Origin of the sequence: Legionella antarctica, from assembly GCF_011764505.1 — a bacterium.
Classification (GTDB): Bacteria; Pseudomonadota; Gammaproteobacteria; order Legionellales; family Legionellaceae; genus Legionella; species Legionella antarctica.
Genome location: NZ_AP022839.1, coordinates 2,312,517 through 2,333,109 on the forward strand (window position 1 = coordinate 2,312,517; position 20,593 = coordinate 2,333,109).

Genomic DNA, 20,593 nt, shown 5'->3' on the forward strand with positions numbered 1-20,593 from the left:
AGGATTTTACAGTGAAAGTAGCTTTCTAGCTATAGTTATTGGTTTGGAATCATTAATACTTTGAGAAATTATCCAATCCCTAAGTGGCCTTTAACGCAGTTCGATAAGCATGCAAATTTATTAACAATTCTGCTTCGGCATTAGATAAGTGACAACTGGCAACGATTTCCTCCTGATCGCCTCCCATTTCCAAAATTCTTAAAGCATGTTGATAACCACCATCATTATCTCTTTTATTTTCTAAATCCTGTAATTGGTTATCCATACTGATTAATTGTTTATTTATTTCTCTTAATTGTTTGGAAAATAACAAGTCAGCATTAATTAATACAGGATGATCTTTAAGTATTTGAGTCGTTAATTGATCCAGAGAATCTAATTTTTCCTGCTGTGCAGATAGTTGTTTACGTTGGTTTAATAAGAAATTACCTAGAAACAAAAAGATAATTAAATTAAAACTCAGGATGATATTTATCATTGTTTTTCCTTTTTATCCGTACTGTGTTTTTGTGACTCTACTTTATTCGAACTCTGTTTGTTTAATTTAATCGAGGGTACTGTAGAAGGCGTTGTGTTTAAAATAATATGATGTTTCTGATTTATTTTTGGATTGATCAATCTATCTACCTTTCTATCTTTTGCAATTACAATATTTACTCTTCGATTTAACCCTCTTCCCTCTTCGGTAAGATTATCGGCAATGGGGTATTGTTCGCCATATCCGGTGACTAGAATACGATCAGTACTAATCCCATAGCTGTTTAAAACACGCGCTACTGATGCCGCTCTGTTTGCCGAAAGCTCCCAGTTAGAGGGAAATTGGGGGGTTCCTATTGGCATGTCATCAGTATATCCCTCAATTACAATGGGAAAAGGAACGTCTTTAATTTTTGCTGCTAATTGCATTAATTTTATTAAAGCCTCTGAGGTTAAATCAGCAGTTCCTGAATCAAACAGAGAAGCGGCCTTCATATCCATCTCGATCCAACCATCCTGTCGATTAATTTTAAAATTTCCATTTTGCAATCCTGATAAAGATTCATTTAATTCATCAAGACCATCTCTATAAGTCCCGCTGGTTTTTTTTACTCCCGGACCATTAACTTTATTATCAGTTGATACCATGGCTTTATTTTGATCTTTTTTATCAAAAGCCGATTTCATTCCTTCAGAAAGAGATCTGTACTTTGACACATTTACTGAAGAGATGGCATACATCACCACAAAAAAAGCAAATAACAAGGTAATGAAATCCGCATAGGAAACAACCCATCTATGATTATCTACATGCTCTTCTGATTTATTTTTTCTTTTTCTTTTTGTCATGTTTTTTATGCTGGCCAAAATTATTTAATTTCAGTTGTAACATATTAGGACTTTCACCACAGGCTATGGCAACTAATCCCTCTACAACCATTTCATCAAAATGTACTTGGCGAGAAATACAACTTTTTAATTTATTCGCTACAGGTAAAAATATAAGATTAGCCATTCCTACACCATAGATAGTAGCCACAAATGCTACTGCTATACCCAATCCCAGGCTTCCAGGATCAGCTAAATTACTCATTACCTGAATCAATCCCACAACAGCCCCCAGTATTCCTATGGTGGGACTATAGCCGCCCATACTTTCAAATACATTCGCTGCTCGTAAATCCTGCACCTCATCATGTTCTATCTGAGCTTCTAAGACATTTCTTAATGTTTCTTTATCAACACCAATAACCAGTAATTCAAGGCCCTTATTGATTAATGGGTTTTTTTCAACTTCCAGGTACTCCTCCAAAGAAAGTAGACCAAGCTGTCGTGCTTTTTTCGCCCAGTCAAGGAGTAAGTTTCTGTACTCTTCAAAACCAATATGGGGAGGTCGAAATATCCAGGGCAATATTCTAAATGCTCTCTTAAAGGTTGGCATTGGAGTTTGCAGCAATACAGCACCTAGTGTTCCCCCCAAAACAATCAATAAGGCAGCTTCATTGAATAGAGAATGGATATCCCCTCCCTCAATCATTTGTCCTACAATAATTGCAAGAAAACCTATTAATAAACCAATTAGCGTTAATGCATCCATTATTATTATTTATTCCGGTAAGCGTGATTTTATACGGTGAGTTGCCTGGCTAAGAATTTGAGATATACGAGACTCACTCACCTCCAAAATTTCTCCAATTTCCTTTAAATTAAGATCTTGTTCGTAATACAAGGACAATACTAACCGCTCTTTATGAGGCAATCCCTCAATAACCTCAGTAAGATGACTCATTAAATCAGTATGTTGAACGCTGATATGAGGCTCATTTGATGCCCCACTCCCTTCAGTATATAAAACATCGTCTGTTACACCCAAGTCATCAAAACCATATAAATGACTGCTGGCAGAGTCTTGCAGCATTTCATGGTATTCATTAATTGGAAGACCCAACTCCTCCGCCACTTCAAAATCTTTAGCCCCACGGCCCAATTTATGTTCAACCTGTTTTACAGCCTCAGAAATCATTCTGGAGTTACGATAAACAGAACGAGGAACCCAATCATTACGTCTAACTTCATCAAGCATATGTCCTCGAATACGAATTCCAGCATAAGTCTCAAATGAGGCCCCTTTAGACGAGTCATAATGTCTTGCAGCCTCAAGTAAACCAAGCATTCCAGCTTGAATTAAATCGTCAAGTTGAACACTTTGGGGTAAACGCCCTAATAAATGATGGGCTATACGTTTCACCAATAGAGCATGACCATTTACTAGTGTTTCCTGGGTTTGTTGATTTACTTTGCTGTATGCAGCTAAAGCATCCACGATACTCTCCTTACAAAAACAGCACAGATAATTGATAATCTATAAAATCTAACCCAAACGCATAAATCTATTCTAAGTATAGTGAACAATTTCTAAAATTCACCTGAAACTAATCGCTCCAGAAAGAAACTGGTGTTGCCCCCTAATAATGGTTTAAACGGCCAGTTATTTACTGCCTCTGCTAACTCCCTTAATGAAGCCGTAGCAGGGGAGTCCGGGTATGCAACCAGAACAGGTTTTTGCTTTTTTACCGCTTTATGAACGTTCTCATCAAACGGTATTGCTCCTAAGTAGTTTAGATGAACATCAAGGAATTGTTCTGAAACTCTGAATAATTTATTAAATAAATCGCGTCCATCTTTTAAACTTCTAACCATATTGGCTAAAACATGGAAATGAATCCATTCATATCGTTTACTCATCACCTTGATTAAAGCATAAGCATCGGTTAATGAAGTCGGTTCATCACATACAACAACGATTAACTCTTGTGAGGAACGAGCGAAACTTAATACTGTGTCCGAAATTCCCGCAGCAGTATCGATAATCATATAGTCCAAATCATCGGTTAATTCATTAAATGCATCGATTATTCCGGCATGCTCAGCCTGAGTAAGTTGGGTCATAAATTCCGTTCCAGAAGCAGCCGGTATTACTCTTATTCCATTGGGTCCCTGCAAAATAATATCGCTTAAATGACATATTCCCTGAATGACATGAGATAAATTATATTTTGTATGCAATCCCAACATGATATCAACATTGGCCAACCCCAAATCTGCATCAAGTAACATCACACTCTTGTTAAGCTGGGCCAGAGCAACAGCCAAATTAACTGAAACATTGCTTTTGCCAACGCCACCTTTACCTGCGGTAACTGCTATCACTTTAACAGGTTTAGTTCGTGACAAATTTCTAAGACCAGAAGCCTGATCTTTAATGCTTTTGATAATTTTAGACATAATATTCACTCCCAACACTCACTTGTTCTTTCTGGATATCTCTATCTGCCTGGAACAATTGAAGTTCTTGTTGAGCGAACAGCTCAACAAGCTGATGACGCGTAGCCATTTTAATGTCTTCTGGAACTCGTTGACCATGCGTCAAATAACTCACCCCTAAGCCAGATTCTATTACCGCACTCAAAACACCACCCGCCGCCAGGGATTCATCTAGTTTTGTTACTATGCATTGATCAATGTGATTTGACTGATATCGTCGTATTGCATCGATGAGCACCTGATAATGGCTAGTTGCAGGTAATACCAAAACCTTGGCAATAGATTGAAGATACGTACTCAAAACATGCATTTGCTTGGCTACTCGCTCATCAGCCGGATTCATCCCTGCGGTATCGATCAAAATTAATTTTTTATCACTTAATTGGCGCAGTACCCGTGCTAAAGAAACCTCATCCTGAGCAACACATACTTTTACCCCCAAAATTTTTCCGTAAAGAACCAATTGTTCTTGAGCTGCGATACGATAGGTATCCATGGTCACTAAACCTAATTTGTCAGCGCCAAATCTTAAAGAAAAACGTGCTGCTATTTTGGCAAGCGTTGTCGTTTTTCCAACACCTGTTGGCCCAACAAATGCATAAATGCCACCCTCCTCTATCCTTCGTGTATCACGAATAGGCAACAATTCTGAAACATGGGCTAAGACGGCTTGCCAGGCTCGTTGCTGATTTAAATCAGGACTGACAATACGTGCCCAGGTCGCAGCAGTAGTATGACTGACTCCAAGATACAGGAGCTTTTGTAACAACACCGTATGTAAGGGTTCATTACCGCCCACATTACCTCTTAATTGAGCTTCAAGCATTCCTCTTAACGTTTGAATTTCTTGACGCACATCATCTATTGGTGTTTGGTGGGAATACTTCTCAGTCAGGGTAGGCGGTTCCGCAGAAGCAACTGCAGCTTGGGTTGACAAAATCGACTCATCAAAATCAATGGCAGCAACAACCTCTACGCCACCCTCTACACGATGACTGGATAAAATTACGGCATCAGGACCAAAAGTTGCCTTAATTTGTTGCATGGCACTGCGGGTATCTGCAGCGACAAAACGTTTCAATTTCATAAAGCCTCCTGCTTTTTATACTCGCGATGAGTATGACTATCCTACGGTACCAATTATTCTTATCTGTTTGTTATCAGGAATTTCCTGGTAAGACAATACATGGAAGTCATTGGATATATTACGCACAAATCGTGCCAAAACAGAACGTATCGCTGGTTGTACTACTAACACTGAGCTTTCTTGTTTTGCTTGCTGCTGAGCAGCAAACTGTGCCAAAGAGTTTTGTATTTTATCTGCCATACCTGGCTCAAAGCTGACACCACCCGTTCCGCTATTCTGAATAGTACTCTGCAATAATTGTTCCAACTCCGGTTTTAAAGTAATAATTGGTAGTTCTTCGTCTAATCCACTGATTTTCTGGGTAATTAACCTTGATAATGCAATTCGTACCTGACTAATTAAAAACTCGCTGTCTTTGGATTTTGGCGCATTCTCCGCCAAAGTTTCGACTATTGTTCTAATATCGGTCAAAGGAATACGTTCTATTAATAACCCTTGCAATACTTTACTTACCATACCCAAAGAAAGCCCTTCAGGCACTAATTCTTTTACCAGTTTAGGCGAATTTACTGCCAACTTATCTAAAAGTTGTTGTGTTTCTTCATATCCTAATAATTGTTGACTATTCAAATCTACTATTTGGCTTAAATGCGTTGCAACAACTGTAGACGCATCTACTACGGTATAACCTAAAGTATGAGCCTGTTCTTTTTGATTTTCATTAATCCAAACTGCCTCCATCCCAAAAGCAGGATCTCTTCCAGGTATCCCTTCAAGAGCGCCAAAAACCTGTCCCGGATTGATTGCCAACCATTTATCAGGATGTATTGCTGATTCCCCCATAACCACACCCGCTAAACTAATCCGGTAATGATCAGGTTTTAAATCCAAATTGTCACGAATATGAACAGAAGGGATTAAAAACCCCAGCTCTTGTGATGTTTTCTTACGAACTCCTTTTATTCGAGAAAGTAATACGCCCCCTTGCGCACTATCAACTAAAGGAATTAAACGGTAACCTACCTCTAAACTAATTACATCAACAGGGTTAACATCATCCCATGATAATTCTGAGGCAACAGGATCTTTCATTTGAGTAAGCTCATTTTCTTTATTAATCTGCAAATCTTTTTTTTCTTTGGCTTGTTTGATAAATAAATAAGCTATTCCCGCTAAACCGGCGGCTAATAAAATAAATGCAATATGTGGCATACCTGGAATAATACCTATCAGGCCAATAATAGCTGATGCAATAATCAGTGAACGGGGATTTGCAAAAACCTGTGATAGAACCTCTTTCCCCATATTTTGAGCGCTGGACACTCGAGTAACAATAATTGCAGCAGCTGTAGATAAAACTATAGATGGAACCTGGGCCACCAAACCATCACCAATAGTTAATAAAATATAATTATGCAATGCATCCGTTAAACTCATTCCATGCTGCAGCACACCAATAATCAACCCACCAACAATATTGATCACCAGCACTAATATGCCCGCAACTGCATCACCGCGTACAAACTTGCTTGCACCATCCATAGAACCGTAAAAATCTGCTTCCTGAGCTACATCGGTTCGACGCTTAATTGCTTGCTCCTGATTGATTAAGCCAGCATTGAGATCGGCATCAATAGCCATTTGTTTTCCAGGTAAAGAATCAAGGGTAAAGCGTGCACTTACCTCAGATACTCGTCCAGCTCCCTTGGTAACAACCACAAAATTAATCACTACCAGGATAATGAAAACAACCAGTCCTACGGTGTAATTTCCACCAATGACTACTTCACCAAATGACTGAATTACCTGGCCAGCAGCATCAGTCCCATTATGACCGTTTAATAATACAACTCGCGTGGAAGCAACGTTAAGTGCCAATCTTAATAAGGTGGCGAGCAAAATAACTGTAGGGAATACCGCAAAATCCAAAGGTCTTTCGCTATAAATTACCGCTAATAACACCACCAAAGATAGCGCAATATTAAACGTAAAAAATACATCCAATAAGAACGTAGGCAAAGGCAGCATCATCATACTGAGCATGATGACCAACATCAACGGAGTACCTAATCCCTGACGCATCCAAAATTGTATATAATGCAAGGCGGCTATCATTTCAGGTCATCCTCTGCTTCACGAACCAATTCTGTTGGAATAGGTACGTTTTGTAAAATTTCAGGTTTATAATCATAACGCTGCTTGTCGCGCAGCTGGAAAACATAAGCTAATACCTGTGCCACGGCGATGTATAATCCTCTCGGGACCTCAGCATTTAATTTAGTAGAAAAATAGATAGCCCGAGCAAGAGGAGGTACCGAAATGATAGGAACTTTATGCATCTTTGCTTCTTTGCTTATTTGAAAAGCGATCAAATCTTTTCCTTTAGCAACAACAATAGGAGCTTGATTGCCTTTTTTATGATAACTTATTGCAACAGCGTAGTGAGTTGGGTTGGTTAGCACTACATTTGCTTTAGGAATCTCACTCATCATACGCCGCCTGGCCAACTCTTGCTGAGCCCGTCGAATAGCGCTTTTTACCTCTGGTTTTCCTTCTGTTTCTTTATATTCATCCTTTAATTCCTGCTTGGTCATTTTCATTGTCTTGCTGTGCTCATATAACTGAAACGGAACATCAACGGCTGCGATTAAAATTAAGCTTGCCGAAATAAAAAGAAAAGACTTAACAATAATATAGCCACCATCATGAATTGCTGTTTCTAATGGGACATTACTCAGACTTAGTAGTAAAGGAAACTGTAAGTTAAGAACTACTATGGCAAATCCTGCAATAAGAACAAACTTAAAAAAAGATTTAAGCATTTCCACAAATCCTTTAAGCGAAACCATACGCTTAAAACCTTTTAACATACTTAATCGCGAGAGTTTAGGCTGTAAGGATTGGCTACTAAATACCCATCCCCCCATCAATAAAGGTGCACTTAAAGATATAAGAAATATAACAACCAATATGGGTACAAGAGCCCAAAGTCCAGCTTTGGCTAAAATAAATAATCGCTCAAAAGCTACCGTTGGAGTTATAAATACCTGTATATCAAACTCAAAGGCCTGGCGCATCATCACAGCTAAATGGGAAGAGAGTTGATTTCCAAAAACAAAAAAACCTACAGCGGTAAATAGTAAAATTACCGTTGCATTAAAATCTTTGGATCGAGCAACCTGGCCTTTCTCTCGCGACTCTTTTAGTCTCTTGGCCGATGGCTGTTCGGTTTTTTCCTGAGCCTGTTCTTCATCTGACATCAGCGTAACATCCCTATTATAAAATGCATTCCCTGTTCAATACTTGAAACCATTTCTATACCGGCGTTCGGCAAGCCGACTCTAATAATACCCATTGCCATTATTAGAGTAATTGGAAAGCCCAAAGAAAAGATATTGAGTTGTGGAGCAACCCGGGTCATTATCCCAAATGATAAGCTGACAATAAGTAAAGACAGTATTGCCGGAATTGAAATTAATACGGCCTCCTTAAACATCCAGCTGGAAAACATAATAACTTGCCACACCATAGTATTATCCATTGAAGAATGGCCTATGGGCATTATCTTAAAACTATTTATTACTGCATCGAGCAAAGTAAGATGACCGTTGAGTGCTAAAAATATTAAAGTAGTCATCATCAGATACAACTGGCTTACTAAGGGAACACTCGCTTTACTGGAAGGATCAACCATCACAGCGAAACCTAAACCGGCCTGCATTGAAATGATCTGTCCAGCCAAAACAAAAATTTGAAATACAAGCTGCAATGCGAATCCCATTAGTATTCCAAGAAATAACTCCTGCAACATGTACACCACATAAATACCATTAAAATACAGAAATGATAGCTGTGGGGGTACGAAAGAAGCACATACCCAACCTAATGTTAAAAGAAATAACACCTTGATCCGTGAAGGGATTAATACAGAAGAAAAAAACGGGGCTGTGAGTATCAAACCACCCATACGCCACAAAGGCCAAATTACTTGGCTGAACGTACGTATCATTGTTGGATAATCCACATTCATCGTTAGTCCCTAACCTATCATATACGGGATATTGGTAATCAAAGAATCTGTATAATTAACCAAAGTTTTTAATAACCAGGGTCCTGCAAATACCAATACTAAAAATGTAACAAACAATTTAGGAATAAAACTTAAACTCGATTCATTTATTTGCGTTGCGGCTTGAAACATCGCCACAATTAAACCAACTATCAAACCTGGCACCATCAGGACAGTTAATAATAAAAGGATTATATTAACGCTTCCGCCAAATAAAGAGCCTATCGAATCCGGGGTCATAGCACCTCCTAAGTCATAGCAAAACTTGAAGCAAGCGAACCTAACACCAAAGTCCAACCATCAACCATCACAAATAGCATAATTTTAAAAGGCAATGAAATAATCAAAGGCGATAGCATCATCATCCCCATAGCCATAAGAACACTGGATACAACAAGATCAATAATTAAAAAAGGCAAAAATAAAATAAATCCGATTTGAAATGCTGTTTTTAGTTCGCTGGTAATAAAAGCTGGAATTACAACACTCATCGGGACTTCACCAAGAGGAGCTGATTCAGCGCGGGCAAATTGCTTAAACAGCGATAAATCATTTTTTCGCGTTTGATTTAACATAAATTCACGTAAAGGAGTTTGTGCATTAGACAAAGCTTGGGGAAAATCCATTTTTTCAGCCATATAGGGTTGTATTGCTGTATCGTTAATTTTATTGAAAACAGGCGACATCACAAAATAAGTCATAAATAAAGCAATACCAATTAGAATTTGATTGGTAGGTGTCTGAGCCATGCCAATGGCTTGGCGTAAAATTGACAGTACAATAATAATTCGCGTAAAAGCAGTCATTGCCATCAATAATCCAGGCAAGACACTCAATATCGTCATGAATAATAAAATTTGCAGGTTGACGCTATAGGACTGTGCGCCATTTACCCCTGGTTGTACTGTGACAGCAGGTAATGAAAGTGGTGCTGCCTGGACTGTTACAGGTAATAAAATGAAAAATATAAACATCATGATAAAAGTCTTGATTTTCATTTTAATGTTTTTCCCACTGCAGATTTAAGAAATTCGGCAAAAGCAGGTTTATTTTCCAAATGAAATCCTGCAGGTAGCTGTTCACCAAAATCATATAAAAGACTTACTGTACTTGCACCAACCCCCATCAACAAATGCCGATCACCCACTTTCAGCAATATAATTTTTTCTTTTGAACCCAAAGTCATACTCGCTATAGTTTGAAACCCTTTAGATGTACTTATCTTAACAAGATTTAAACGCTTCACTATCCATGATAAACAAATAATAATTAATAAAACCGAAAGCAAGCCCATAACAACCCGCATCAACTCATTGTGGCTAATAATATTAGAATGATCAGCAGGCACAGCCAAAGCCACTGTGCTTGAAAAAAGTGAAGTCATGAAGATAAAATGGCGTACTGTAATCATCATCTGAGTCGCTTAATCCGCTCAGCTTTACTCACTATATCAGTTAATCTCACCCCAAATTTATCGTTAACCACTACTACTTCTCCATGGGCCACTAGAGTGCCATTAACCAAAACATCCAGAGGGTCACCTGCTAAGCGATCGAGCGCAACAATTCCTCCTTGATTAAGCTGCAACAGATTGCGAATAGTCATTTTAGTACGACCAATCTCCACGGTCACAGACACTGGGATATCTAAAATCAATTCCATCTTTTCACTCTCAGCATCTTGAGCCAAGGCGTCAGCCTGTGGTGGTTGCTCGAGTACTGTTTCCTTTGATTGAGCCATCCATTTCCCCTAATAAATTATTGTTTTTATTATTTTTAGCGCCCGTTTTTCATTAGCACTACCCAAAGTTGCAGTAAAGCTAGGTGTCCCTTCAATATCCAAAGTGACTATCTCGCTCATTTCCAAAGGGATAAAATCACCTGCTTGCCACATCATGATCGTACCCAACGTACCGGTTGTTTCCGCCATCGCAGAACTAATTGTTAACTCAACGTCCATTAGCTCCTCTTTTAATGAGTTGATCCAGTTAGGATCAATTTCATCATCGGGACGAGAGGCACCTAATTCCAATTGTTGTTTGATAGGCTCCAGCATTGAATAAGGTAAAATAATGTAAAAAGATCCTATTTCTTTGCCAAAATTCATGGTAAAGCGAACCACAAGCAGCATTTCTTCGGATTCGGCTATATTGACTAACTGAGGGTTCGTCTCTTCATTCACTTTCATTAAATCAAGCTGCATAATCGGCTCCCAGGCATGGATTAGATTAGCCATTAGCTTTTTAGTTACTACATCCATGACGCGTAATTCTGTGGCCGTGAAATCGGTTTTATCTTTTTGAGCATAAAATTGAGTGCTGCCCCCAAAATAATAATCCACCAGGTCGTAAACAAAAATGCTGTCGAACAACACGATACCCTTACCGCGCAAGGGTTTAAATTTATAAATACTCATCAGGCTAGGGTTAGGTAAACTAGCCATAAAATCACGATGTTTAACTACTAAAAGTGGATCTTGTTTGAGCTCAAAATCTTTAGCCGTCAATTGATAAATATCCGTTGCAAAATAGCGCAATGCTCTATCGTAAATTTTATCTAATACGGGTAACTGGCCTTTAACAATACGCTTCTGACCAGTAAAATTAAGGGTTTTGACGCCATCATCCCCCACCCGTGTCTGCGGTTCAAATACAGTATCCGAATCAGACTCCTGGTCTTCAGATTCTTCTGCTTTATCTTTCGTGGGGTCCGTATCATTCTGAATTTGTGACTCATTCTCAGGAGATTCATCCTCAGGAGATTCATCCACCGCTTCGAGTAACGCATCTATTTCTTCTTGTGATAAAACATCTTTTTCAGCCATAAGCAGTCCGTTCGCATTTGATACTATTACCTAAATTCATCTTTGAATTTAAGATTAAACTTGTTTGTAAAGCGGTCAATTACTTTAAAATCATATTCAAGCAAATAACATGCCATTAAAAAAATTAGTGATAAATCAATAGCATGATTCATATAGGCTCTTCTAATTTGGCATATAAAAAATGATTCTGTCAATGAATTGACTGGAATATATTTGAAAGTTCGGAAGGAGAGATCAGAGATCTGGTTGGTAGTCCGCGAACAGATCATAATTTTAGTCAAATCCAAGTAGACCAAATCAATTTCTGTCTACTTATATGCATGATAGGGTTGTCGTAATTTATTTAAACTTTAGGTGCAATATTGATGCAGGTTGTTGTTGAACACAGTTTACTGGCAGGATGTGACGGTCGAGTTAGTCTATTTTCTGCAAACAAATCAGGAGCATTTTACTTTAAACCTGGCTTCACAGCATTGAATGAAACTTCTTTTGACGCATTATTTTACGAAGGTCAAAATGACATAGATGGTGGCGTCATGTTTTTAACCAACGCGTCCATTGAGGCCTGGAAAGAAAGGGTAAGTCAACATCCCCTATTGGCCAACTCATCAGAGTTGGAAGAAAATCATAGTGTCAACAGGTTTAAGTAGTTACATAGCAATGTAAGTTTGCTCAGAAATTTAGTCTCTGTTTAATGGACCTTTGGCTGTCGATAATGGGAAACATTAGTTAACTTCATTAATGTTCTCCTTAAAATCATTTCATTAAATTTCTCTAAGCAGCCCTGACATGTTCGAACATGAGTTATTTAATTACCTTTGGAGATTCATTCAATCCATTTTTTTCTAAATTTTTAGGTTTCTTATTTTTAGGCATGTATTGATTCCCAGGATTTGCAGAGTCTTCGAGAGAATCTTTTTTTTTGCCACTGTTTTCTGTTGAACCTTCCTTTTTTAATTTGTCACATACATCCTTAGTTTCTCTTAAATTTGGCGATATGTCGCAGATATTTTTCATGTCTTCAATCTCAGGATGCTCTTTATCCTTATTTTGACTGTCCATTATTTTCTCCCGTCTCACTTTCTATAGGTATAGCATATAAAAGCAGACAAATAGCATCCAGATGCATATAGCATCGATTTGGGTAGTAAAACACCCACTCTTGCTAAATGAATATCTCCCCAAAATCACCAATTCATCTCTTATTTTTCGTATCATGAAGCACGTCATTTTTATATAAATTTTTTCCCTTGTCGTCAGAAAAAATTGGTGCCAATATAACCGATATCTGTGCTATCGTTTCAATATTCTGGAGTACTCCTATGTCGGTATCTGTTAGTAATGAATTAATGTCAGAAGATTTATTATGATATTGTTAGATTTCAGTACCAAATCTTCTTTAAAACGCATTTTAATCCTATTGACCGTCGTATCGGTATTACTAATAAATCAAAAAATAGCTGCCAGTAATAGACTCTTTTTTAATATTATTGCAACAGGAGCCCCTGCCAAACTAAATATTACACTGTGCCTTAATGGGAAAGGACCATTATCGTGTCAAAATTATAAGATCACCTCTTTGGATTTAATTATAAGCACCACCAAACCCAATCATGTGTATCCATCAGTAGGAATAAAGCTAAATACTCCCGGATATTCATTAGTGGGTTGCACACCAAGTAGCAATGGCTATTGTTTGTTCACTACAAGCAATATGACGCCTGTAAGCATCGTTATAAAGAAGCCCCCTCAAACCACATTGACATCAAATCTCTCTACTTTAGTCCTTTCTGTTAATTGTCCACCGATGACCGCGGGATGTGTCTATACTAATAGCGCATTAACCGGTAATCCAAGACAGATAACCATCACCAATAACGGGAAATTTTCCGCTGCAAACTTGTCAATTCTAACATCTGGCTTTCCCTCTGGAACCACTGTTACCTCTTCTACTTGTGGTAATTTATTAGCCCCCGACAACTCGTGTACCATTACCCTTACTCCTGGTAAAACCGCAACTTCGGAATGCACATCAGGTATCGCTCCAATTAATGGGATTATTACTGTGAAGGCTGATGATGTGATTGCAATCCAAGTGGGGGTTTTGGTGTTGAGTTATAGTTGTATTTATCAAGGAGGGTATTTATATTCAATTGATGACAGTACTCCCAGTACAGGGAGTATTGGCGGCAGGGTTGTGGCACAGTTTGACCAAGCCACCCCCAATGCCCCCGGAATTGTCTGGAGTTCAGACAGTTCGGGAACTTATGATGGTGGAGTAAGCATTTGGGGAATTGATGCTCTCTCCACTCCCAGTAGTCCTAGCCCTAATGCAAGCACTCCAACGCCAGCTACACAATACTCTGGGCAATCTAATTGCAATGGCGCTACAGATGGATCTTGTAATAGCGAGAACATCTACATTTATTACAACACTATCGCCGCCTCAGTTCCTTCCTTATCACACTATGCGGCAGGACTTTGCAAACAAAATATCAGTGGCTACCTGGATTGGTACCTACCTGCCATTTGCGATATGGGGCCTGATGACGGGGAGCTAATTTGTACGTCTCCCCCACTAGTTCAGCTTCAACAGAATATGGCTGATAATCTGTCTGTATTATTAAATAATTGCATTGGGGCCAAGTGTTTGGCTGGAGATTATTGGAGTTCTACTGAACACTCAAGAAATCCGATTGATATTGCATGGTCAGAATGCTTCGCTGCAAATGGAGCCAGCTCTCAATGCCTGGATAATAAAGACGAGTTGTTAGGTGTTCGGTGCTCACGATCTTTTACTTCTTAACTTGAACTAATGAGTAAAACAGACAAATCATGAGATCAATTCCGACCCCATGGATAATGATACATTAGAGAATCTTCTCATAAAGAATTTCTTTTAATAAAGCCCCACCCTCGTAGAACTCCTCTAATTTAGTTGTTGCAGTGGCCTCGAAACCCAAAGCCTCATAGAATCCTCGGGCCTGGGTATTATCAGCCAATACCCATTGATATGGGTCCGCATGTCTGGAACAAAATTAAGGAAAAATAAGAGCTATTCATCCATCATTTATAGTTAAAAATTCACTCAAATTAACCTATTTAAACCTACTCAATACCGTATGAATAGTGATTGCTACTACGAATTGTCTTAGGTCATTTTACCACAACTCTATCAGAATGACTTATCCACAAGTCCACAGGTCAGGAGAGCTTCACTTTCTCGTATAGGCCTGTGGGCCTTGTGGGTAAGTCATGACGCTCTCATTTAGGGTTTATGGTCTTTTCCGGCCATAATACACCTCTGCGGGCGTTAAATAATTAAAGGACTGGTGAAGCCTTCGGTTATTATAATACTCAAAATACTCCGTTAAGGCCAGCTCAACCTCTTCAATTGTATCAAAATCATACCGGTAGATTTTTTCTTGCTTAACACTACGCCACAATCGCTCGATAAATATATTATCTAAATAACGTCCTCGCCCATCCATGCTGATAGAAATGTGGTGAGATTTTAGCGTATTTATCCAATCTTTTGAGGTAAATTGAGAACCCTGATCCGTGTTAAAGATCTCACAACGCGAATGCAGCAAAGCGTTTCTAAGCGCCTCAATACAAAATTCAGCCTCCATAGTAGGTGAAATAGCCCATCCAATCACATAACGACTATACCAGTCCATAATAGCTACTAAATACACATGCTTTCCTTTCATGCGGATGTAGGTGATATCTGCGGCCCAAACCTGATTTGGTTTGGTGATATCCACCTCTTTTAATAAATAAGGGAACACCTCATGCTCCTTATTGGGAACGCTTGTATTTGGCTTTGGGTAAACAGTCGATAACCCCATCATTTCCATCAACTTTTTTACTCGACGTTTACCAACAGGATAGCCTACTTCTTTTGACAGCCATCTTGCCCGCTTAATTTTACCTTCACATGGATACTGCAGATAGTGCTCATCAAGTAGCGCCATAAGCGCTTCATCTTCGACAGAAATGGGCTTGGCACTATAATAATAACTTGAAACAGGCAAGTCTAATAGCAAGCATTGTTCACGAATGGTGAGCTCGGCAAGAGGATCAATCATGACGCGCTTTTCATCCAGACTAAAGTTCATGCTTTTTTTTTAGCCAAGATAGCTGCGCTTGAAGTCGACCAATTTCTTGATATAATGCCTCAACAAGCTGCTCTTGGGACTTGGCTTCTTTTTCATTAGCCCCAGAGAATAAATCGTTAATGGCTTTGATGGCCGATTGCTTCCAAGTTTTTACCTGCGTTGCGTGAACACCGTATTCACTGGTAATTTGCGCTTGTGTGAGTTTCCCCTCAATCGCAGCTAGCGTTATTTTTGCCTTCTTGGCCGCCGTATAATAAGCTCGCTTTTTAGACATTTTATTCTCCTCTTTGTATTAAGAAGAATAGCTCTTAAAAAACCTTTTTTTGTGTCCAGAAAACCGCGCCTATATTACATAGATATACCTTGTTGTACCCAAGCTTTACCAGTTCAGACATTGCAGCCAAACATAATATGGTTCCCAATCCCTTGCGCCAGTAATCGGGATGTAAATAAATAGCACTTATTTCCCCAGAAAAACCATTTTCACCAGCATCACGATACGGACAAATACTTGCAAACCCAACAATTTGATGGTCAATTTCGGTGACTAGTATTTTGGCTTCTTGTTTTAAAAGGTTTTTCCACTGCTGAGTTCGCTCTTGTGGGGGTAAACTTTCAAGTATGGTTTCCGGGATAAATTCTTGATACATTTTTTGCCAGGAGCGAAGATGAATAAAAGCGATAGCCTCTGCATCTTTTAGTGTAGCTACTCTAATATGAGACATGGAATTTTTTAATCATAAAATCGCTTTGGTGTAGTATAGTTAATTCTCTTTGTCAGTGCATTAAAATTTTTTGAAATAAAAATTAACCGGGGAAAAAACATTTCAAAATTTTCCGTGTTCTTTTAAAGAGTTATCTTAAGATCTCAGATGAATTTTACCAATAAATTAGTATGAATATTTATACCAACACCTAGTTATACCAATGCCTCATCGAGGACCACAGTCGATAATGTCAGAACACTCGGCTGCAGTTGATATGTCCAATGTTGATTACCACAACCACTTTCCAGGGCTGTAACAGCAGCTTGAGAAGGATCTGATACCAGTTTTCGCTAACCACGAATAGTTTGCTCTATTGCACCATATTCGGGATGAAAGCCAGGATGTATTTTAATAAGAATTCTGGGGCTTTATCGCATTTGCACTAGATAAATCAGGCAAACCGTTCATGCGTAATCCATTAGAAAAAATAGGGATACATCTTATCATAAAATTAAACCATTGGGCAGAGAATGAACAGTTATATAGATAAGCAGCTCAGAAGGTTGTAGACAATTCATCCTTCTCAGGTTGAAATTGACTGCTGTTGCTATTAAGATGATTAATAGTTGGTGTACAAATTATATCTGTGGATATAAATTTTTATAAACATAATTTCATTTAAATTCAACTGGTTGATAAAAAATTAGGCGTTTTTTTAAATATATTAAGGAATCACAGATATTCTATAATGGATAAAATACTGTGTTAATTGATAATAATAAATTCATAGCAAGTGTATTGTTATAAATACCAACACTAAAGGATTATGTGATGAAAAATCAACTGAATGAATCCTCATCAACATCAACAGATTGTCCTGACTCATCATTATTGGCCTCATCCGTAGATGAAGAAGAAATAAATTTTCGTAGTAATGGTGTCCTTACATTAGGAGTAGAAATTGAATTACAAGTGATTGACGAATCCACTTATAACTTGTCCTCCCGAGCAGAAGAAGTATTGAAAGAAACTGCTCATATTGAAAAAATAAAACCAGAGTTTTATTTAAGCACGATAGAAATCGATACTGATATATGTACTACTGTACACCACGCAGAGGATGATCTATACCACACGCTGAGTTCACTGCAACTCGCTACACAAAACCTGGGTATTCTGTTTTCAACTTCCGGCTCTCATCCTTTTTCCAAATATTCAGACTGGATCATTTCCCCGACAGATCGTTACCAGGAGCTAATCGGTCGTAATCAATGGCTCACCCGCCGTATGAATGTTTATGGGCTGCATGTTCATCTTGGGATGTCTAGTGGTGAGGAATGTATTCGTTTTAATAATTTCTTTATGTTTTTTTTACCGCATTTGTTAGCGCTTTCTTCAAGCTCTCCTTTCTGGCAAGGAATCGATACTGGTCTTTCTTCCTGTCGCCCAACCACTTATGAATCACTACCTACAGCCGGACAACCGTATCATGTGCGTACATGGCAAGACTTTGAGCATCTATATAAAACGCTAAAAACATGTGGCTCTATCAAATCTCTTAAAGATTTGTGGTGGGATTTAAGACCAAGCCCTGGTTTTGGCACTTTGGAAATTCGGGTTTGTGATGGAGCAGCCACATTATCTGAAACCTTAGCCATTGTGGCCTTTATTCACTCTCTTGCCCATTGGTTTACCGATAATGGAAGTTGGCTTGAGTCGATAGCCTGTCCTCCATATTGGCTTTCACGAGAAAATAAATGGAGAGCAATGCGATATGGTTTAGATGCTGAATTGGTAATGAATACTGATGGGAAGACAAGGCTGATGCGTGAAGATATTGAGGAGTGGTTTGAAAAACTACAGCCGTACATTGAGCAACTTAATTATCAAACCTATTTCGCTACACTCCAGGCCATTATTGACCGTGGCACAAGCTCTGAGCGACAAAGAAAAGTATTTGAACGAACAGGGTGCCTCAAAGATGTAGTGAAACATAATGTCAGTGAATTTTTACTACAAGTACCTCTATACAGGCGTGAACAGATTATTGAATAATCAAAGTAATGGATTACTTAAAAAGCTGTATAGCGACTTGTGATTTAGAGTGGAGTATGCAATTAAGCAATAACATGCTGTTGGATATTATCAACAGTCCCCTATTAAAAACTATAAAAGGTGGATAAATATGTGTGGTATCGCAGGAGAATACCAGTTCAATAAAAAAAGCATTCCTCTCTTTAGTTTAGAAAAGGCTATTCTAAAACAGTTCAATCGTGGACCAGATGATGGACAACTCTATCAAGTTGAGGGACTTGCACTTGGGCACAGACGACTAAAGATATTTGACCTTACGAATCGTGCAGCGCAACCTATGGTTGACCCTGATCTTGGATTAGCACTTGTTTTCAATGGAGCTATCTACAATTTTTTGGAGTTACGAAAAGAATTGGAAGCTAAAGGCTACTCCTTTATTTCCGAGAGTGATACCGAGGTATTGCTTAAGGGCTATCATGCATGGGGAAAGAAATTTATTCCCCGACTTCGTGGTATGTTTGCATTTGCTATTTGGGAACAAAACACCGGTAACTTAATTCTAGCTCGTGACCGTTCTGGTATCAAACCAATTTATTATAATACTAATTATTCCAGCGGATTCAAATTTGCATCTACACTGCCAGCGCTAATTGAATTTGACGATATTGATACATCCATTGATAAACTTGCACTGCATTTTTATCTGACCTTTCATGCTGTTCCTGATCCACATACTATTCTTTCTGGAGTTAAAAAATTACCCCCAGGTTCGATTATGACCGTATTTCCCAGTGGGGAGGTCTCCCAAGAATCATACTGGCAATTAAAAATAGATGATACAAAAGCCAACCACTCATTTAACGAAAATGAGTGGTTGGCTAAGACTCATGAAGCATTATTGACCGCAACTCAACGTCAATTGGCTGCCGATGTTCCGGTTGGAATACTACTTTCTGGTGGATTAGACTCTTCTTTACTTGTTGCACTAGCCTCGCAACTGAAAAAGGAAGAAATACAAACATTCTCTATTGGCTTTGAGAGCTCTCATGGTGAGCAAGGTAATGAATTTTTATATTCAGATCTTATTGCTTCACAATTCGGCACCAGACATCAACAATTGTTTATTTCAAATAAACAACTCTCCTACTCATTGGGAGAATGTGTTTCTGCTATGTCTGAACCAATGCTCAGCCACGATAACATAGGATTTTATCTGCTTGCTCAGGAGGTTGCCAAGCATGTAAAAGTTGTACTTTCAGGACAAGGTGCAGATGAAATTTTTGCGGGATATCATTGGTTCCAAAATACTCTGGATAAAACTGCTTTAGCTTCACAATCTGCACAAATCATTCTTAACAAAGTGGCCGATCGTCACTATGATGAGTATCAGCAGCTCGTAACTCCAGCTTTTCATACCACACCTCATGCAATTTCATTCTTAACAGACCTATGCGAACAAAATGGTTCGACTAATCCTATTGATAATCTTCTTTTGTATGAAAGTACCTTTGCACTGGCAAATGGTCCTTTGAGTCGAGTTGATAGCATGACCATGGCGGCAAGTCTTGAAGCACGAGTCCCATTCCTTGATGAAGAGGTGATTGACCTGGCTGCCGCCATGCCCCTCCGATATAAGCTTCCTAATGGAGGAAAGTATATTTTAAAACAGCTTGGAAGAAAAATGCTCCCGGATAAAGTAGTAAATCGCTCGAAAGGATATTTCCCTGTTCCTGCACTGAAATACCTGGAAGGAAGTACTCTTGAGCTTATGCATGAAGTGCTCTCACCCGTCAATGTAAAACAGCGCGGTATTTTTAATCCAGAGGCAGTTAAAACATTGCTTGCGAATCCAGAAAAACATTTTACACCATCAGGTATCTCAAAGCTCTGGCAAATAGGTCTACTTGAATATTGGTTTCAACTGCATGGTTTATAAATAAACCTCACTTAA

General features: G+C 38.7%; 22 protein-coding genes and 1 pseudogene. 4 read left to right on the forward strand and 19 right to left on the reverse strand.

The genetic code is table 11. The features are described from left to right. Positions 1–79: 79 nt before the first annotated feature. The 14 genes from HRS36_RS10960 to fliM form a co-directional block, all read right to left on the reverse strand. The gene (locus tag HRS36_RS10960; protein WP_173237340.1) at positions 80–478 is read right to left on the reverse strand and encodes a DUF2802 domain-containing protein; all 399 of its coding nucleotides are present in this window, start codon (positions 476–478) and stop codon (positions 80–82) included. Next, on the reverse strand, positions 475–1,326 hold the full coding sequence (locus HRS36_RS10965) for a flagellar motor protein MotB (RefSeq protein WP_173237341.1): 852 nt from the start codon (positions 1,324–1,326) through the stop codon (positions 475–477). Before HRS36_RS10965 ends, HRS36_RS10960 begins: the two co-directional genes overlap by 4 nt. Continuing rightward, complete coding sequence (locus tag HRS36_RS10970; RefSeq protein WP_173237342.1) at positions 1,301–2,074, reverse strand: flagellar motor protein; 774 nt, start codon at positions 2,072–2,074, stop codon at positions 1,301–1,303. Before HRS36_RS10970 ends, HRS36_RS10965 begins: the two co-directional genes overlap by 26 nt. A 9-nt stretch (positions 2,075–2,083) precedes the next feature. Beyond that, positions 2,084–2,800, reverse strand: coding sequence for an RNA polymerase sigma factor FliA (locus HRS36_RS10975; protein WP_173237343.1), 717 nt, complete (start codon positions 2,798–2,800; stop codon positions 2,084–2,086). Positions 2,801–2,892: 92 nt separating this feature from the next. Further along, on the reverse strand, positions 2,893–3,762 hold the full coding sequence (locus HRS36_RS10980) for a MinD/ParA family protein (protein WP_173237344.1): 870 nt from the start codon (positions 3,760–3,762) through the stop codon (positions 2,893–2,895). After that, positions 3,755–4,888, reverse strand: coding sequence for a flagellar biosynthesis GTPase FlhF (gene flhF / locus HRS36_RS10985; RefSeq protein ID WP_173237345.1), 1,134 nt, complete (start codon positions 4,886–4,888; stop codon positions 3,755–3,757). Before flhF ends, HRS36_RS10980 begins: the two co-directional genes overlap by 8 nt. Before the next feature lie 36 nt (positions 4,889–4,924). Beyond that, complete coding sequence (gene flhA / locus HRS36_RS10990; protein WP_173237346.1) at positions 4,925–7,003, reverse strand: flagellar biosynthesis protein FlhA; 2,079 nt, start codon at positions 7,001–7,003, stop codon at positions 4,925–4,927. Then, a complete protein-coding gene (flhB, locus tag HRS36_RS10995; protein WP_173237347.1) occupies positions 7,000–8,148 on the reverse strand; it encodes a flagellar biosynthesis protein FlhB in 1,149 nt (382 codons plus the stop codon). The genes flhA and flhB overlap by 4 nt, the downstream gene beginning before the upstream one ends. After that, positions 8,148–8,918 carry a flagellar biosynthetic protein FliR gene (gene fliR, locus HRS36_RS11000; RefSeq protein ID WP_173237348.1) on the reverse strand — a complete coding sequence of 257 codons (771 nt, stop codon included), beginning with the start codon at positions 8,916–8,918 and terminating at the stop codon, positions 8,148–8,150. Before fliR ends, flhB begins: the two co-directional genes overlap by 1 nt. Before the next feature lie 9 nt (positions 8,919–8,927). After that, positions 8,928–9,197 carry a flagellar biosynthesis protein FliQ gene (fliQ, locus tag HRS36_RS11005; RefSeq protein ID WP_173237349.1) on the reverse strand — a complete coding sequence of 90 codons (270 nt, stop codon included), beginning with the start codon at positions 9,195–9,197 and terminating at the stop codon, positions 8,928–8,930. An 8-nt stretch (positions 9,198–9,205) separates the two neighbouring features. Beyond that, complete coding sequence (fliP, locus tag HRS36_RS11010; protein WP_173237350.1) at positions 9,206–9,955, reverse strand: flagellar type III secretion system pore protein FliP; 750 nt, start codon at positions 9,953–9,955, stop codon at positions 9,206–9,208. Then, positions 9,952–10,371 (reverse strand): flagellar biosynthetic protein FliO, encoded by a 420-nt coding sequence (gene fliO / locus HRS36_RS11015; protein ID WP_420814300.1) that lies wholly within the window; start codon positions 10,369–10,371, stop codon positions 9,952–9,954. The genes fliP and fliO overlap by 4 nt, the downstream gene beginning before the upstream one ends. Further along, entirely contained in the window at positions 10,368–10,697 is a 330-nt protein-coding gene (gene fliN / locus HRS36_RS11020) for a flagellar motor switch protein FliN (RefSeq protein WP_173237351.1), read from the reverse strand. The genes fliO and fliN overlap by 4 nt, the downstream gene beginning before the upstream one ends. A 9-nt stretch (positions 10,698–10,706) precedes the next feature. Next, positions 10,707–11,780 carry a flagellar motor switch protein FliM gene (gene fliM / locus HRS36_RS11025; protein ID WP_173237352.1) on the reverse strand — a complete coding sequence of 358 codons (1,074 nt, stop codon included), beginning with the start codon at positions 11,778–11,780 and terminating at the stop codon, positions 10,707–10,709. Between the two features lie 365 nt (positions 11,781–12,145). Between fliM and HRS36_RS11030 the strand changes: the two genes are divergently transcribed. Further along, complete coding sequence (locus HRS36_RS11030) at positions 12,146–12,430, forward strand: hypothetical protein (protein WP_173237353.1); 285 nt, start codon at positions 12,146–12,148, stop codon at positions 12,428–12,430. 154 nt (positions 12,431–12,584) lie between these two features. Here HRS36_RS11030 and HRS36_RS11035 read toward each other — a convergent pair whose 3' ends face one another. Then, positions 12,585–12,842 carry a hypothetical protein gene (locus HRS36_RS11035; RefSeq protein WP_173237354.1) on the reverse strand — a complete coding sequence of 86 codons (258 nt, stop codon included), beginning with the start codon at positions 12,840–12,842 and terminating at the stop codon, positions 12,585–12,587. 304 nt (positions 12,843–13,146) lie between these two features. On the opposite strand from HRS36_RS11035, the gene HRS36_RS11040 reads away from it, so the two are divergent. Beyond that, entirely contained in the window at positions 13,147–14,586 is a 1,440-nt protein-coding gene (locus HRS36_RS11040) for an Lcl C-terminal domain-containing protein (protein WP_173237355.1), read from the forward strand. A 64-nt stretch (positions 14,587–14,650) separates the two neighbouring features. On the opposite strand, the pseudogene HRS36_RS18970 reads toward HRS36_RS11040, so the two are convergent. The 4 genes and pseudogenes from HRS36_RS18970 to HRS36_RS11055 form a co-directional block, all read right to left on the reverse strand. Continuing rightward, a pseudogene (locus HRS36_RS18970) lies at positions 14,651–14,788 on the reverse strand (GNAT family N-acetyltransferase); the annotation flags it as partial. A gap of 267 nt (positions 14,789–15,055) precedes the next feature. Next, a complete protein-coding gene (locus HRS36_RS11045; protein WP_173235473.1) occupies positions 15,056–15,901 on the reverse strand; it encodes an IS3 family transposase in 846 nt (281 codons plus the stop codon). After that, positions 15,891–16,175 (reverse strand): transposase, encoded by a 285-nt coding sequence (locus HRS36_RS11050; protein WP_173235475.1) that lies wholly within the window; start codon positions 16,173–16,175, stop codon positions 15,891–15,893. The genes HRS36_RS11045 and HRS36_RS11050 overlap by 11 nt, the downstream gene beginning before the upstream one ends. A gap of 34 nt (positions 16,176–16,209) precedes the next feature. Then, a complete protein-coding gene (locus tag HRS36_RS11055; protein WP_173237356.1) occupies positions 16,210–16,626 on the reverse strand; it encodes a GNAT family N-acetyltransferase in 417 nt (138 codons plus the stop codon). A gap of 813 nt (positions 16,627–17,439) precedes the next feature. On the opposite strand from HRS36_RS11055, the gene HRS36_RS11060 reads away from it, so the two are divergent. Both HRS36_RS11060 and HRS36_RS11065 read left to right on the forward strand, forming a co-directional pair. Then, a complete protein-coding gene (locus tag HRS36_RS11060) occupies positions 17,440–18,663 on the forward strand; it encodes a carboxylate-amine ligase (protein ID WP_173237357.1) in 1,224 nt (407 codons plus the stop codon). A gap of 130 nt (positions 18,664–18,793) precedes the next feature. Beyond that, positions 18,794–20,578 (forward strand): N-acetylglutaminylglutamine amidotransferase, encoded by a 1,785-nt coding sequence (locus tag HRS36_RS11065; RefSeq protein WP_173237358.1) that lies wholly within the window; start codon positions 18,794–18,796, stop codon positions 20,576–20,578. Positions 20,579–20,593: the final 15 nt, after the last annotated feature.

Bases quoted from the DNA above. Each gene is read 5' to 3' on its own strand.
- fliM (WP_173237352.1), bottom strand. From the start codon at position 11,780: ATGGCTGAAAAAGATGTTTTATCACAAGAAGAAATAGATGCGTTACTC.
- flhF (WP_173237345.1), bottom strand. From the start codon at position 4,888: ATGAAATTGAAACGTTTTGTCGCTGCAGATACCCGCAGTGCCATGCAA.
- fliQ (WP_173237349.1), bottom strand. From the start codon at position 9,197: ATGACCCCGGATTCGATAGGCTCTTTATTTGGCGGAAGCGTTAATATA.
- fliO (WP_420814300.1), bottom strand. From the start codon at position 10,371: ATGATGATTACAGTACGCCATTTTATCTTCATGACTTCACTTTTTTCA.
- HRS36_RS10965 (WP_173237341.1), bottom strand. From the start codon at position 1,326: ATGACAAAAAGAAAAAGAAAAAATAAATCAGAAGAGCATGTAGATAAT.
- HRS36_RS11060 (WP_173237357.1), top strand. From the start codon at position 17,440: ATGAAAAATCAACTGAATGAATCCTCATCAACATCAACAGATTGTCCT.
- HRS36_RS11035 (WP_173237354.1), bottom strand. From the start codon at position 12,842: ATGGACAGTCAAAATAAGGATAAAGAGCATCCTGAGATTGAAGACATG.
- flhA (WP_173237346.1), bottom strand. From the start codon at position 7,003: ATGATAGCCGCCTTGCATTATATACAATTTTGGATGCGTCAGGGATTA.
- HRS36_RS11045 (WP_173235473.1), bottom strand. From the start codon at position 15,901: ATGAACTTTAGTCTGGATGAAAAGCGCGTCATGATTGATCCTCTTGCC.
- HRS36_RS11030 (WP_173237353.1), top strand. From the start codon at position 12,146: ATGCAGGTTGTTGTTGAACACAGTTTACTGGCAGGATGTGACGGTCGA.
- HRS36_RS10970 (WP_173237342.1), bottom strand. From the start codon at position 2,074: ATGGATGCATTAACGCTAATTGGTTTATTAATAGGTTTTCTTGCAATT.
- HRS36_RS11065 (WP_173237358.1), top strand. From the start codon at position 18,794: ATGTGTGGTATCGCAGGAGAATACCAGTTCAATAAAAAAAGCATTCCT.
- fliN (WP_173237351.1), bottom strand. From the start codon at position 10,697: ATGGCTCAATCAAAGGAAACAGTACTCGAGCAACCACCACAGGCTGAC.
- HRS36_RS11040 (WP_173237355.1), top strand. From the start codon at position 13,147: ATGATATTGTTAGATTTCAGTACCAAATCTTCTTTAAAACGCATTTTA.
- flhB (WP_173237347.1), bottom strand. From the start codon at position 8,148: ATGTCAGATGAAGAACAGGCTCAGGAAAAAACCGAACAGCCATCGGCC.
- fliP (WP_173237350.1), bottom strand. From the start codon at position 9,955: ATGAAAATCAAGACTTTTATCATGATGTTTATATTTTTCATTTTATTA.
- HRS36_RS11055 (WP_173237356.1), bottom strand. From the start codon at position 16,626: ATGTCTCATATTAGAGTAGCTACACTAAAAGATGCAGAGGCTATCGCT.
- HRS36_RS10980 (WP_173237344.1), bottom strand. From the start codon at position 3,762: ATGTCTAAAATTATCAAAAGCATTAAAGATCAGGCTTCTGGTCTTAGA.
- HRS36_RS10960 (WP_173237340.1), bottom strand. From the start codon at position 478: ATGATAAATATCATCCTGAGTTTTAATTTAATTATCTTTTTGTTTCTA.
- HRS36_RS11050 (WP_173235475.1), bottom strand. From the start codon at position 16,175: ATGTCTAAAAAGCGAGCTTATTATACGGCGGCCAAGAAGGCAAAAATA.
- fliR (WP_173237348.1), bottom strand. From the start codon at position 8,918: ATGAATGTGGATTATCCAACAATGATACGTACGTTCAGCCAAGTAATT.